The sequence below is a fragment of the Bacillus sp. FSL R9-9497 genome (genome assembly GCF_038005805.1).
Taxonomy (GTDB): Bacteria; Bacillota; Bacilli; order Bacillales; family Bacillaceae_G; genus Bacillus_A; species Bacillus_A cereus.
Map to the genome: position 1 here is coordinate 633,046 of NZ_JBBOTY010000001.1, position 14,045 is coordinate 647,090.

The following is a 14,045-nucleotide window of genomic DNA, read 5'->3' on the forward strand; positions in this document are numbered from 1 at the left end:
CTAACATTTGTGTCGAATTAAGAAGATATATAGGAGGGATATATATGGAAATAGCTGTAGAACGTGTTTTTACGAAAGAGATTTTAAAAAGAGCAGCGAATTTGTTTCATGTAACAGTGGAAGAAAAGCCACTTGGAGATTTTGAGAATTATATTTTTAAGGCGAAGGGTGATAATGATGAAGATTACGTATTACGTTTAACACATTCTTCTCATCGTTCTAAACAAGAGGTAGAGGCTGAACTAGATTTTTTACGATATGTTGCGGAGAATGGGGCAAAGGTAGCAGGACCTCTTTATTCAACGTCTCGAAATCTCGTAGAAGAAATCGTAGCAGGGGATGGAACGTTCTTTTTCGCTTCTTTATTTACATATGCAAAAGGTGAGCAAGTAAAAGGAGAGGAATCGCCTTATTGGGGAGATGCTTATTTTGAAGCATGGGGAAAAGCGATTGGGCAACTGCATCGCCTTACAATGGATTATCCTAAAACAGACTACCGTGATACGTGGGAAGAAGACGAAAGTGGAATTGTTAATGAATTAGAAGATGGTCAAGTGAAAAAGATTGCAGCGGTACTAATGGATGAAATTAAGGCCCTTCCAGTTGAAAGAGAAACGTTCGGTCTTATGCACGGTGATATCCATCAAGGTAATTTTCATTATGATGGTAAAGAGCTAACAATCTTTGATTTTGATGATGCGGCTTATAATTACTTTATACATGATTTAGCGATGGTTCTATACTACTCTGTTCTATTTACAACGTGGACAGCAGAAGAGAAGACAGATTTTGCTCGTAAACAGTTACAAGTGTTACGAAAAGGATATGAGTATGAGCACAGGCTGGCGGATAGTTGGTATGAATCGTTGCCACTATTTTTACGTTTACGTGATATAGGTTTATATGGAACGCTTCAGAAGAAGTTTAAAGGTAAAGATATGCCTGATAACTTCTTGAAATTATCAGAAGAGCTATACGAAAGAATTATTAAAAGAGAAGCAATTGTGAATATATAATACATTTAGTTCAAAACAAAGTATATAAAACAAATATATACTTTGTTTTTTTATACAAAAATATGTTTACTTTATTAAAATAATATTGTCCTAGATTCAGTATGCACTTATAATTTTATATATATTCTGAATATTCTTTATAAAGGAGGAGGGGGAATGTTGGAAACTTTCGTAAATTGGATAAATAATATTGTTTGGAGTCCAGCACTTGTTTATTTATGTTTAGGAGTAGGTTTATATTTTTCCATTCGAACGAGGTTTTTACAAGTAAGGCACGTAGGAGAAATGGTGAAGCTGACATTTAAAGGAGAAAAATCAGAGGCTGGTGTTTCTTCATTCCAAGCGTTAGCACTTTCATTATCAGGACGAGTTGGGACAGGGAATATCGCTGGGGTAGCAACAGCGGTTGCATTCGGTGGACCAGGAGCTGTATTTTGGATGTGGGCAGTAGCCTTTTTAGGGGCAGGATCAGCTTATGTAGAATCAACACTCGCGCAAATATATAAGACGAAACATCAAGGGCAGTTTCGTGGTGGACCTGCTTATTACATCGAAAAAGGTTTAGGTGTAAAATGGTATGCATTAGTATTCGTTGCAGCGACAATTATTGCAACGGGGCTTTTATTGCCAGGTGTGCAAGCAAATAGTATTGCTGTAAGTTTAGAGACAGCTTTTGGAATTAACACTACATTATCAGGGACTTTATTAGTTGTTGTATTAGCTATTATCATCTTCGGTGGAGTAAAGCGAATCGTTAACGTTGCACAAGTTGTCGTACCGTTTATGGCAGTTGGTTATATTTTAGTAGCTTGCGTTATTGTTGCTATGAATATTGAAAAATTGCCAGAAGCATTTATGTTAATTATAAGAAGTGCTTTTGCATTAGAGGCGGCTTTCGGTGGTATTATCGGTTTAGCAATTTCTTGGGGAGTAAAACGTGGTATTTATTCCAATGAAGCAGGGCAAGGAACTGGGCCACATGCAGCAGCAGCTGCTGAAGTATCACATCCAGCTAAGCAAGGCTTAGTGCAAGCATTTTCCGTTTACATTGATACATTATTTGTTTGTTCAGCAACAGCATTTATGATGATTATTACAGGCATGTATAACGTATTTGATGCGAGCGGAAAAAACTTTATCGTAAATAAATTAAACGGTGCTCAGCCAGGACCGGGGTATACACAGGCGGCAGTAGAATCTGTTTTCCCTGGATTTGGAAACGGTTTCGTTGCAATCTCGTTATTATTCTTCGCGTTTACAACAATTATGGCGTATTACTACATTGCAGAAACGAATATTGCGTACTTAAATCGTGATAAAGACCGTCCTTGGATGTCTATGGTACTAAAGTTTGTATTTTTAGGAGCTGTATTCTATGGATGTATAAAAACAGCAGCAACGGCTTGGGCTTTAGGCGACATTGGGGTAGGAATTATGGCATGGGTAAATATCATTGCGATTTTACTATTACAAAAACCTGCATTAGTCGCATTAAAGGATTATGAAAAACAGAAAAAAGAAGGAAAAGATCCAGTATTCGATCCAGGGCCATTAGGAATTAAAAATGCTGATTTTTGGGAGCATGAATACGGGAAAGATAAGAAAGAAGAAGTATCTTAACAGAATAGAAATGAAGAAGCAAAGGGGAAACTCTTTGCTTTTTTTTATGGACAAATTGAAGCTAAAAGTTATTTTTGAGACTATTTTTGAATATAAAAAGAATGTACATGCATTGTTAGGGGAAGGGGGAGTATGTTGATAGAATTTTGTAATGTAAATAAATATTATGGTAACTTTCAAGTTTTGAAAAATATTAATGTGCAAGTGAAAAAAGGTGAAGTGGTGGTAGTTGTCGGGCCTTCAGGATCAGGAAAAAGTACATTGCTTCGATGTATAAATCAATTAGAGGCAATTACAGATGGAGAATTAATTGTACAAAATACAGAGGTACACAATAAAAAAACGGACATGAATGAATTGCGGCGAAATATTGGGATGGTCTTTCAACATTTTTATTTATACCCACATAAAACAGTTCTGCAAAATATTACATTAGCACCGATTAAAGTAAATAAAGTTTCCAAAGAAGAAGCAGAGAAAACAGCAATGCTTTATTTAGAGAAAGTAGGAATCCCAGAGAAGGCTAACGTATATCCACATCAATTATCCGGAGGACAACAACAAAGGGTAGCAATTGCTAGAGGACTTGCGATGCAGCCGGAAATTATGCTATTCGATGAGCCTACGTCTGCTCTTGATCCAGAGATGATTGGAGAGGTACTTGATGTTATGAAGGCGCTGGCTAAAGAAGGGATGACGATGGTTGTCGTTACACATGAAATGGGATTTGCTAGAGAGGTAGCAGATAGGATCTTATTTATGGATGATGGTCAAATTATTGAAGATACAACACCGGCGCACTTTTTTGCAAACCCTGAACAAGAAAGAGCTCGTTTATTTTTAAGTCGGGTGCTAAATCATTAGAGGAGGAATTTCATGCTTAAAATGAAAAAATTATTTACTTTAATCGTATTTTCATGTTTATTCGTGCTTGTTGTTGCTGGTTGCGGAAGTAAGAAAGATGAGGCAAAGGAAACAAATACGAAGCAAGGCGGGGCTGTTGAGCAAATTAAGAAACGAGGGAAATTAGTAGTTGGGGTGAAGAATGATACGAATTTATTTGGATTAAAAAATCCTTCAACAGGGCAGGTAGAAGGATTCGATGTTGATGTCGCGAAGGCACTTGCGAAAAAGATTCTTGGAGATGAAAAGAAGCTAGAGCTGAAAGAAGTAACGTCTAAAACACGTATTCCAATGCTGAAAAATGGTGATATTGATGCAATTATTGCAACAATGACAATTACGGAAGAACGCAAAAAAGAAGTGGATTTTTCAGATGTATATTTTAAAGCAGGACAATCGTTACTTGTGAAAAAAGGAAGCAATATTAAGAGTGTCGATGATATAAAACAAGGCGTTAAAGTATTAGCTGTAAAAGGATCAACATCTACAAATAACATTCGTCAAAAGTCACCAGAAGCGACTGTATTAGAGTTTGAAAATTATAGTGAGGCATTTACAGCGTTAAAGGCAGGTAAAGGTGATGTGTTAACGACAGATAATGCGATCCTTTACGGAATGGCAAAACAAGATTCTAATTATGAAGTAGTAGGAAAAATTTTCACAGATGAACCGTATGGAATTGCAGTGCAAAAAGGGGCAGATGATTTAACGAAAGAGATTAATACTTTAATTAAAGACATGAAAGCAAGCGGAGAGTATGACAAATTATATGAGAAATGGATTGGACAAAAACCAGAAAAGTAGATAGTAAAAGTGAGAGGATGAGAGTACTCATCCTCTTCTTGTAAAGAAAGAGGGGAGAATATGTGCCTGATTTTTCTATATTAACGAATAACATTGATATGTATTTAGAAGGATTTAAATATACAGTTATGTCTAGTGTAATTGCATTGATAGGTAGTTTTATTTTAGGAGTAATTTTGGCAGTAATGCGTATTGCACCTATTCGTATTTTAAATTGGATAGGATCAGCTTTTGTGGAGTTTGTAAGAAATATTCCACTCGTATTAATTGCATTTATATTCTATTTTGCTTTACCTGTAATAGGAATTACTTTAAATGGTTTTGTAGCAGGAACAGTTACGCTTACGGTATATACGGCAGCTTTTATTGCAGAAGTAATTCGCGCTGGTATTTTATCAGTTGCGAAAGGGCAGATGGAAGCTGCTCGCTCTTCAGGGCTAACGTATGTGCAGGCGATGTATTATGTTGTCTTACCCCAAGCAGTGAAAATTGTAATTCCCCCTTTAGGAAACCAGTTTCTCAATTTAGTTAAAAACTCCTCAATACTTGGAATTATTGCTGGTGCTGATTTAATGTATCAAGGAGATTTAATTTCAACGAAGACGTTTGTTACGTTTGATGTTTATATATTTGTCGGGATGTTTTATTTAATATTAACAATTCCGCTCAGTATGCTAGTGCGTTATTTAGAAAAACGCTTGGCAAAGGAGGCGGTGTAAATGGATTTCAAGGGAGCAATTACAGGAGATCATATTCTATTTTTATTAAAAGGATTACTTATAACATTAGAGGTAGCGCTCATAGCAATTGTACTTAGTTTTATTATTGGAAGTGTAATCGGTATATTGCGCTACACGAAAATACCTGTCGTCTCACAAATATTAGGAGTTATAGTTGAAGTGATTCGAAACTTACCACTACTGTTAATTATATTTTTCACGTATTTTGCACTTCCAGAAGCAGGCTTGAAATTAGAAATTATAACAGCTGCAATTGTTGCTTTAACAATATTTGAGGCAGCAATGATATCTGAAATTGTTAGAAGTGGTTTATTGTCTATTGAAAAAGGGCAGGTTGAAGCCGCAAGATCTTCGGGATTAACTTATGTGCAAGCGCTTTGGCATATTATTTTGCCACAAGCATTAAGGAGAATGGTTCCGCCGCTTGTCAGTCAATTTATTTCATTGCTGAAGGATACGTCGCTAGCGGTTGTTATATCACTCCCTGAGCTTATGCATAATGCTCAAATTATTAGCGGGCAAAATGTGAATTACATGATTCCAACATTTATATTAGTAGCTTGTATGTACTTTATCGTAAATTATAGTTTATCAATTTTATCGAGAAGATTAGAACTTCGTTGACTCTTACAATATATGTAAGGGTTTTTTCCTTGTTTCTCCTTATTTTCCTCTAAATAGAATCTAAATCTTGCAATAATTCGATTTTTATATTATTTTATCAGAAAAGTTTTAATTTTATATAGAAAATGTAATCGCTTTCGTGTATATTTTTATTATCAGAAAATTTTAACAAGATATAGGGGTATTGGTAGGGGGAGGATTTAGATGCAGCAACCAACGAATGAGAAATTACATCGCACGATGAAGAGTAGACATTTATTTATGATCGCGCTTGGTGGTGTAATCGGAACTGGTTTTTTCTTAGGTTCAGGTTACACTATTAATCAGGCTGGACCAGGGGGAGCCATCCTTTCATATTTAGTAGGCGGATTTATTATGTATTTAACAATGCTTTGTCTTGGAGAGTTAACGGTAGCTATGCCGGTTTCAGGATCTTTCCAAAAGTATGCAACGAAGTTTATTGGACCAGGAACGGGCTTTATGATTGGCTGGTTATACTGGCTTGGCTGGGCAGTAACAGTGGGGCTAGAATTAACGTCAATCGGTTTAATGATGAAAAGATGGTTTCCAAATGTTGATGTTTGGGTATGGTGCCTTGTATTCGGTGTTATTTTATATGCTTCAAACGCAATTTCGGCAAAAAGTTATGCTGAATTAGAATTTTGGTTTTCTAGTATTAAAGTAATTACAATCCTTGCATTTGTCGTTCTTGGTGGTAGTGCATTATTAGGATTTATATCATATGACGGAAAAGAAGCAGCACCTCTTTTCTCTAACTTTGTAAGCGATGGTGGACTTTTCCCGAATGGACTAGCTGCCGTACTACTTACAATGATTACAGTTAACTTCTCATTCCAAGGAACAGAGTTAATCGGAATTGCAGCGGGAGAAAGTGAAAATCCAGAAAAAACAATTCCACGTGCGATCCGTAATACAGTATGGCGCATTATGTTATTCTTCATTTTAACAATGACAATTTTAGTAGGATTAATTTCTTGGAAAGAAGCAGGCGTAATTGAAAGTCCATTCGTAGTCGTATTTGATAAAATTGGTATTCCATACGCAGCTGATATTATGAACTTCGTTATTATTACTGCGTTACTATCTGTAGCGAACTCTGGATTATATGCAGCGACGCGTATACTATGGTCACTTGCAAATGAGGGAATGGCACCAACTTCCTTCCAGAAAGTAAATAAGCGTGGTATTCCAATTACAGCGCTAGTCGTAACGATTGCGGTAGCTGGATTATCTCTATTCACAAGTTTCCTTGCAGAAGATACAGTATACATGTATTTATTATCGATAGCTGGTTTATCGGCTGTTTCAAGTTGGATCATTATTGCTCTATCGCAACTTCGCTTTAGAAGTCAGTATATAAAAGGCGGAGGAAAGTTAGAGGACTTAAAGTATAGAACACCACTATACCCGATTGTTCCAATTTTAGCTTTAATTACAAATAGCATTGTTGTTATTAGTTTAGCGTTTATTCCTGAACAAAGAATGGCGTTATACTGTGGTATTCCATTTATCATTTTCTGCTATATATATTATTATATTAGTAAGAAACGGCAGAAACCGATGAAAGTGGAGATGGAAAAAACAAATGAAACTAACAATCAAACACGATGATATAGAAGCAGATTTATTGTATGGTCAATTAGCGATTGGAAAAGAAAACGGTTATTCACCGTTACAATTACTCGTTTCTTCTATCGCAGGGTGTAGTGCAATTGTTTTTCGAACGATTTTAGAAAAGAAACGTATTCCATACGATACGTTTACAATCGAAACTGAAATTGGTAGAAGTGAAGCGTTATCGAAGCCAGTTGAAAGTGTTCATTTGCACTATAAAATTAAAGCGGAAAACATTACAGAAGAGCAGCTGGACAAGGCGCTGCAACTTGCAGTGAAAAATTGTACGATTGTTCAATCTGTAAAAGATAGTATAAAGGTTACGGAAACAATTGAACTAATAAAATGAAACATAAAAACGTGAGAATACGGCTCTCACGTTTTTATGTTTTTAATAAAGGGGGAAATATGATGGAATGTTTAGGGTGTAAATTAGCAGGCGGAGAGGAAATTATATATAAAATATATGAAGATGATTATGTAACATGTTTTTTAGATCATGCGCCTTTCTACTCAGGACATACTTTAATTGTGCCAAAGCAGCATGTTGTAGAAGTAGACGAATTAGATGACGTTGTAGCAAAATCTATTATGGATGCTTCTAAGCTCATTGCAAAAGCGATTAAGATAGTATATAAGCCTGACGGAGTTACAGTTTGTCAAAATGGTGGAGTATTTAACGAGTTAACACATTATCATATGCATGTCGTACCAAGATATAAAGAGCGTTCGTTTGCTGAGTTTTATATGGTACAACCAGGAGAAAAGCAGAATCATAACTTGGAAGAGACACAGAATTTGTTAAAAGAAGCGATAGAGCATATGCTGCTTACTGAAAAGGCGTAGCGGTCAGGAAAATTCTAATATTAAAAAGCCCAGTTTCTCAGTTAAAATAGAGAAATTGGGCTTTTGTTTATTTTATTATTAAATTTTATTTATAAACAGATTTTGTGGTGTCACAAAGTATATCGCTCATTCGTTATATAGAGTGAGAGGAGGAATTATATGAAAGTTACAAACAACGATTATGAAAAGATGGAAGAGCTATACGAATTGTACGAGCAAAAAATTTATTACGTAGCTTATTCTATTTTAAATAATATTCAGCAGGCAGAAGATGCAGTTCAAGAGACGTTTATTACTCTTTATAAGAATTTGGAAAAGCTCCATAACTTGGCTACTCAAGAGCTTAAACGTTACATTTTGAGGATTGCGAAAAACAAGGCGATTGATAGTTACCGGAAAAACAAACGACATGAAACATTTTTAGAAGAATATGAAAGAGAATCTGTAGAAGCAGTAGATGAAAATATTGAAGAGTGGGAAAAACGTAAAATGTCTGAGGTTCAAATTGATGCATTGCTAAAAGAGTTAAACGAATCTAATAGACAGGTGTTTAAGTACAAAGTCTTCTATAACTTAACGTATCAAGAAATTTCAAGTGTCATGGGGATAACCGAGGCAAATGTCCGCAAGCAGTTTGAACGCGCTCGAAAACGAGTCCAAAATATGATAGGAGGTATACAACATGACGAATTCAAAGAACTCCAAAGAAATATATGAACTTGCTGAAAAAATTGCTTTAGATGATTTTGATAAACTTGAAGAACAACATGAATTTTCACATACATATACGCGCAAAAAGAAATTGTTTATGGAGGAAATGAAGCCGCAAGATGGACAACCGCTGAAAAAGCGTAAAAGACATCGTATGTTAATCGCTGCTGCTTGCTTATTGATCGGCATGCCGACAACCGTTTTTGGAGCAGTAAAGGTCTATAATATGATCGTTCAAAAACAAAATTATGAAGTAAATGTTTCAGTAACAAATAAGGACTCGAAAAAGGCTGATAAGTGGTATAAGCTGAAAATCGATAAATTACCAGAAAATATGGAAGCAATTGATGACTCTGCTATGAAATATTCCTTTAAAGATAACTACGCAATGGGTGGATTTTCATTCGTTCTTTGGAGAGTAGGAGGGAATTCAGATTTTCCAACTCTGTACTCGAAAAGTTATGAAGAAAAAGAGATAAATGGTAAGAAGGCAGTAATTGTCCATAGAGAAAATGGTAATAAAGATTTAATGTTTAATAGAGTAATTTTTCTCTATTTTGAGGAAGAAGGAATTATGTTACAAAGTTACATTGGAAATGATATAAACGAAGAACAAATGATAGATGTGCTAGGGAGCATTTCACTTGAGCCCACGTCAAAAGAAAAGTCATCATATATAAGCGATTATGATAAAAAGTATTTTAGCCAAGAAAGTAAAACAACTAAGGTAATTCCTTTGAAGAAGGATAGCAAACGACTATTTCATATAGGGCAAAAGGTTCCAGTAACGATATCTATGGATAACAGTCAAATTGAATATGTGATAGAAAAAGTTGAAATCTTTGATTCAATCAAAGATTTTAAACAAGAGAACTTTAATGAAATGGGCTTAGGAATACTAAGCAGGAATCAAGCTTTGGATCAAGCTGGACAATTGATACCATATAGAAGGGATAAATATAAAATTGGAAATGGTAAAGATTCAATTGATCAATTAGTAGAATCAAAATTAATTCATCCTAAATTTGTCTACCTGACAACAACAGTGAAAAATATAGGTAAACAGGCGACAGAAGAAATCTATATGACTCCATCTATAAAAGTTCTTGAAGATAAAGGAAATGCATGGCAGTATGCTGGGAAAGATGGAATCGCAGAAAAAAATATTATGACAGGCGAAGTTGATTATTTAGAGCCTCATGGAGATGGAAAAAGCTTTTACAATATTGGCAGTATCACACCAGGAGAAACGGTAAAAGTTAATTTAGGTTATTTTGTAGATGAAGATAAATTAGATTCAATCTTTTTGGATGCTTTCAATTACAGAGGGATTGGTGACACTGAAAATATGAATTCGAAAAATCGTTGGTGGTTTGATATTCGTCAATAATAAAACAATAGGAACAACAGGACAAAGAAGCTGCTTATATTTAGCAGCTTCTTAGTCTTCATACATATGTAAAACTTCTTTCGCACGCATACGTAAACCATCTATCAATTCTATCGGTTCTAAAACTTTTGCATCTTTTCCGAGTCTATAAAATAAAGGGGTAATAAAATTGATTTCTCCTTTATCAATTGTTGAATGTATATATCCTGTCCCGTTTTCGTTTGTTACAACGAATTCTTCAAGGTAAGGCACGCTTTTACATTGGCGTACGCCTTCTGTTGACAGTAAAACATGTAACTGAGTAGGATTATGTACTACGTGAGAGTTAGAGGCAAACCACTCTTCTAAATTCATGAATGTATCTTCATTTTCTTCCGTTGATAATATAGAAAGAATACGATCGACGCGATACAGTAATGTTTTTTCTACATTAAAATCATAAGCAGGTAAATACCATAAACCATCATGCGCATATACACCGATAGGATGAACGTGTTTTGTTTTGATCCTTGATTTAGATTCGTATTGAAAGTGTAAATTTTTATTTTCAATAGCCGCTGTTAACACTTCGTTTAAAAGTGGTGTCTCAATTGTTCTTTTCGGATTCCAAAAGGCGATATAAGAACGTATTTTGTCAACTTTAGCTTTCGCATCATGTTGTAGGGAGCTATATAGTTTATGTGTAACGGAATTTATTTCTGTATTAAAAGGCAAGTCTCTGTAGTAGCTTAAAGATTGAAAGGCAAAAAAGATGGAGACTGCTTCTTCTTCGGTAAATAAAATAGGTGGAATTACTCTATTCGTTAATACTTTATATCCTCCGTTGCGACCTTGTTCAGCGTAAATGGGTAATCCCATATCACTTAAATCTAAAATGTATCTATGGACAGTACGAACAGAAATATTAAATTCATCAGCTATTTCTTGCGCTGTAAATGCTTTTTTCGCAGAAGCAAATATAAGAATATCTAATAAGCGTTTAGCTTTTGACAAATGTATCACCTTTTTTCTTTTTAAACATGACATAAATTGTCGTGTTTTATTGTTAGTATATTGTTTACAGCATAATGTTATCAAGATGAGATGTAAGGAGGAAAAAATATGTCACGTGAAATAGTTTTATTTATTGCGGCGAGCTTAGATGGATATATTGCGAAAGAAGATGATGATTTACAGTGGTTAATGGAAACCGAAGGGGAGGGAGATAACGGTTATACAGAAATGTACGAAACGATTGATACAATAATTATGGGAAAAAGAACGTACGATTATGTAGTAGAGCATATAGAACCATTCCCGTATTTAGATAAAAAATGTTATGTTTTTTCTAACTCAGAAAAAGGTTCAAACGAACACGTGGAGTTTGTAAATGAAGATGTAGTGGAGTTTACAAAAAGGTTGAAAGAGCAAGAAGGATCTAAAATATGGATGGTCGGTGGAGGGAGTCTCTTAAGAGAGTTCTTTAAGAATAATCTAATTGATGAATATGTTGTTACGATTACACCTCACATATTAGGTTCTGGAGTTCCGTTATTTCAAGACAAGAACCCGGAAATTAATTTAACTTTAACGGATACGAAACGTTTTGGGCAATTTGTAAATTTATATTATAAAGTAAAGTGATAAAAAAACACGACTATTGATGATAGTCGTGTTTCTTTATGGATGGTAATGAAACTATAAAGCAAGACCCGTAATCGATTTCGCTCGTTACAGTAATATTTCCGCCGTGTAGTTCTACAATTTCTTTTACGATAGATAGTCCTAAACCAGTTCCGCCTGTAGATCGTGATCTCGCTTTATCAACTCGATAAAAGCGGTCGAAAATGTGAGGGAGATCTTCAGGAGGAATACCTTCGCCTTCATCTTCAATTGTAATAGAAATACTTTTATGTTCTTCTGTAACAGAAATGTTTATATGAGAATGTTCTTTTGAATGTCTATAAGCGTTATTTAAAATGTTCACCACAACTTGTTCAAATCGTTGTTCATCTAAGTTTACTAGCAGTGTAGGAGGACAAGAGAAAGAAACTTTAATGTATCTTTCTTTATATATGGCATTTACTTTTTCGGCTATGCGAGTTAGGAAGGTGTGTAAATGTACTTCCTTTACTTGAATAGAAAAGTTATGTTGTTCCATTTGTGCAAGTGAAAATAAATCTTGAACTAAGTTTGTAATGTAATCAGACTCATCTTTTATAATTGATAAATATCGCAAACGTTGTTCAGAAGGGGTGCTTTCTTTTGAAGCAATGTCAGCATAACCTCTTACGTATGTTAACGGTGTTCGTAATTCGTGAGCAACACTTGCTAGAAATTCACTTCGCTCTGTTTTCATATAATGTAAATCATTTGCGAGCGTTTGAATAGATGATGCTAGTTCACCAATTTCATCATTTCGAGTAGTCGTTAATGAAACGGACAAATCGCCTTTACTCATTTTTTCAGTTGCATGTTTCATGTGTAACAATGGTTTTGTTAATAAACGTGATAATAGGAAAATTGTGATGACTGTGAGTAGAAACGTGATGGCGCCAGCAATAATGAATTGTTTCGTTAATCCATTTACCAACTTTTCAATGGATTCTGTTCCAAGAAACATATACACATACCCTTCATGTTTTCCAGCTACTATGATAGGACTAACTGTACATATATAATTAGATGTTTTCCAATGATTTTCTATAATCGCTCCGTTATGGTCTGTTCGAGTCTGCATGCTACTAATGTGATTTTTTATAGTCGTGTTTATTTCGTTAGATTTAGCTAGCACTTCTTTATTTGTATTTGTAATAACGACAGTTGTTTCAGCTTCAGATTCCATTAATGCTACGTGAGAGATGGTTTGCTCATCGTAATATTTTTCAAGTACATCTCGATGACTATTTCCTCGCTTTAATAAAGCTGTCATTTCTTCATTTACTCTAGTGTTTACGAGACTATAATAGAGCAAAATAAAGAGAACACTTTCAATTAAAAGTGTAACAATTAAAAAATAAAATCCGAATTGAATTGAAATTCGTTTCATCGTTTTGCCCCTTACTGTTCAGTATCAACCCATCGATAACCTACTCCATACACGGTTTTTAAATGATGATCAATAGGGAAATTTGCTTTTCGCAATTTATCACGTAAATTACGAATATGCGAATCGACTGTGCGATCTTCTGTATTTGTGTTTAATCCCCAAATTCGTTCGATGAGCTGATCACGGTTTAATACGTAGTTCACATGGCGTAAAAATAATCCGAGTAAAGAAAATTCAATTGGTGTGAGAAGGAGTTCTTCACTATGGACAGAAACGAAGTGTTTTGTTTCATCCCATACAATACCGTGATATTGGATTTGTTTATGTTCATTTGTACGTCTTAAAACGGCTTCAATTCTTGCGAAAAGTTCTTCTTCATGGAAAGGTTTTATTACGTAATCATCGGCTCCAAGTTTTAATCCTTGAACGACATCTACTGTTTGATCACGAGCTGTAACCATAATAATAGGAATGTTACTAAAAGATCGGATTTTTTTGCACGTTTCCCATCCGTCCATCTTTGGCATCATAATATCGAGTAAAACAAATTTAAAGTTTCGATTTTCTATATGTAAAATAGCTTCTTCTCCTGAAGTCGCACATACGCAGTTATATCCAATTGGGGTAAGATAAAGCGTTAATAATTCAAGCATTCTCGGTTCATCGTCTACGAGCAGTATATCAATCATAGAGAGCCCTCCATATTTATAATCGTTACTTAAAGTGTA

General features: G+C 34.9%; 15 protein-coding genes. 12 read left to right on the forward strand and 3 right to left on the reverse strand.

Annotated elements, in window-relative coordinates:
* Positions 1-44 precede the first annotated feature (44 nt).
* The 11 genes from MKY21_RS03220 to MKY21_RS03270 all read left to right on the forward strand — a co-directional run bounded on the left by MKY21_RS03220 (position 45) and on the right by MKY21_RS03270 (position 10,289).
* Positions 45-1,016: a phosphotransferase enzyme family protein gene (locus MKY21_RS03220; protein ID WP_016117153.1), complete on the forward strand. Its 972-nt coding sequence runs from the start codon at positions 45-47 to the stop codon at positions 1,014-1,016.
* Between the two features lie 159 nt (positions 1,017-1,175).
* Positions 1,176-2,636 (forward strand): alanine/glycine:cation symporter family protein, encoded by a 1,461-nt coding sequence (locus MKY21_RS03225; protein ID WP_033693781.1) that lies wholly within the window; start codon positions 1,176-1,178, stop codon positions 2,634-2,636.
* Between the two features lie 132 nt (positions 2,637-2,768).
* Positions 2,769-3,500, forward strand: a complete 732-nt coding sequence (locus tag MKY21_RS03230; RefSeq protein ID WP_341075412.1) for an amino acid ABC transporter ATP-binding protein — start codon at positions 2,769-2,771, stop codon at positions 3,498-3,500.
* Between the two features lie 12 nt (positions 3,501-3,512).
* Complete coding sequence (gene glnH, locus MKY21_RS03235; protein ID WP_000916491.1) at positions 3,513-4,343, forward strand: glutamine ABC transporter substrate-binding protein GlnH; 831 nt, start codon at positions 3,513-3,515, stop codon at positions 4,341-4,343.
* Positions 4,344-4,405: 62 nt separating this feature from the next.
* Positions 4,406-5,062: an amino acid ABC transporter permease gene (locus tag MKY21_RS03240; RefSeq protein ID WP_001112667.1), complete on the forward strand. Its 657-nt coding sequence runs from the start codon at positions 4,406-4,408 to the stop codon at positions 5,060-5,062.
* On the forward strand, positions 5,063-5,707 hold the full coding sequence (locus MKY21_RS03245; protein ID WP_000345955.1) for an amino acid ABC transporter permease: 645 nt from the start codon (positions 5,063-5,065) through the stop codon (positions 5,705-5,707).
* A 204-nt stretch (positions 5,708-5,911) separates the two neighbouring features.
* Positions 5,912-7,339 (forward strand): amino acid permease, encoded by a 1,428-nt coding sequence (locus tag MKY21_RS03250; protein ID WP_001187097.1) that lies wholly within the window; start codon positions 5,912-5,914, stop codon positions 7,337-7,339.
* Positions 7,314-7,691, forward strand: coding sequence for an OsmC family protein (locus tag MKY21_RS03255; protein WP_000778817.1), 378 nt, complete (start codon positions 7,314-7,316; stop codon positions 7,689-7,691). Before MKY21_RS03250 ends, MKY21_RS03255 begins: the two co-directional genes overlap by 26 nt.
* Entirely contained in the window at positions 7,688-8,188 is a 501-nt protein-coding gene (locus tag MKY21_RS03260; protein ID WP_341075415.1) for an HIT family protein, read from the forward strand. The genes MKY21_RS03255 and MKY21_RS03260 overlap by 4 nt, the downstream gene beginning before the upstream one ends.
* A gap of 159 nt (positions 8,189-8,347) precedes the next feature.
* A complete protein-coding gene (locus MKY21_RS03265) occupies positions 8,348-8,905 on the forward strand; it encodes an RNA polymerase sigma factor (RefSeq protein WP_086423289.1) in 558 nt (185 codons plus the stop codon).
* Positions 8,871-10,289 (forward strand): anti-sigma factor, encoded by a 1,419-nt coding sequence (locus MKY21_RS03270; RefSeq protein WP_341075418.1) that lies wholly within the window; start codon positions 8,871-8,873, stop codon positions 10,287-10,289. Before MKY21_RS03265 ends, MKY21_RS03270 begins: the two co-directional genes overlap by 35 nt.
* A 51-nt stretch (positions 10,290-10,340) precedes the next feature.
* Here MKY21_RS03270 and MKY21_RS03275 read toward each other — a convergent pair whose 3' ends face one another.
* Complete coding sequence (locus tag MKY21_RS03275) at positions 10,341-11,315, reverse strand: helix-turn-helix transcriptional regulator (RefSeq protein WP_113710808.1); 975 nt, start codon at positions 11,313-11,315, stop codon at positions 10,341-10,343.
* 75 nt (positions 11,316-11,390) lie between these two features.
* Here MKY21_RS03275 and MKY21_RS03280 point away from each other — a divergent pair, with 75 nt between their 5' ends.
* Positions 11,391-11,912: a dihydrofolate reductase family protein gene (locus tag MKY21_RS03280; protein ID WP_000085766.1), complete on the forward strand. Its 522-nt coding sequence runs from the start codon at positions 11,391-11,393 to the stop codon at positions 11,910-11,912.
* Between the two features lie 13 nt (positions 11,913-11,925).
* Here the strand turns inward: MKY21_RS03280 and MKY21_RS03285 are convergent, their stop codons facing one another.
* Both MKY21_RS03285 and MKY21_RS03290 read right to left on the reverse strand, forming a co-directional pair.
* Positions 11,926-13,317, reverse strand: a complete 1,392-nt coding sequence (locus MKY21_RS03285; protein ID WP_109140732.1) for a sensor histidine kinase — start codon at positions 13,315-13,317, stop codon at positions 11,926-11,928.
* Positions 13,318-13,328: 11 nt separating this feature from the next.
* Positions 13,329-14,006, reverse strand: a complete 678-nt coding sequence (locus MKY21_RS03290) for a response regulator transcription factor (RefSeq protein ID WP_341075420.1) — start codon at positions 14,004-14,006, stop codon at positions 13,329-13,331.
* Positions 14,007-14,045: the final 39 nt, after the last annotated feature.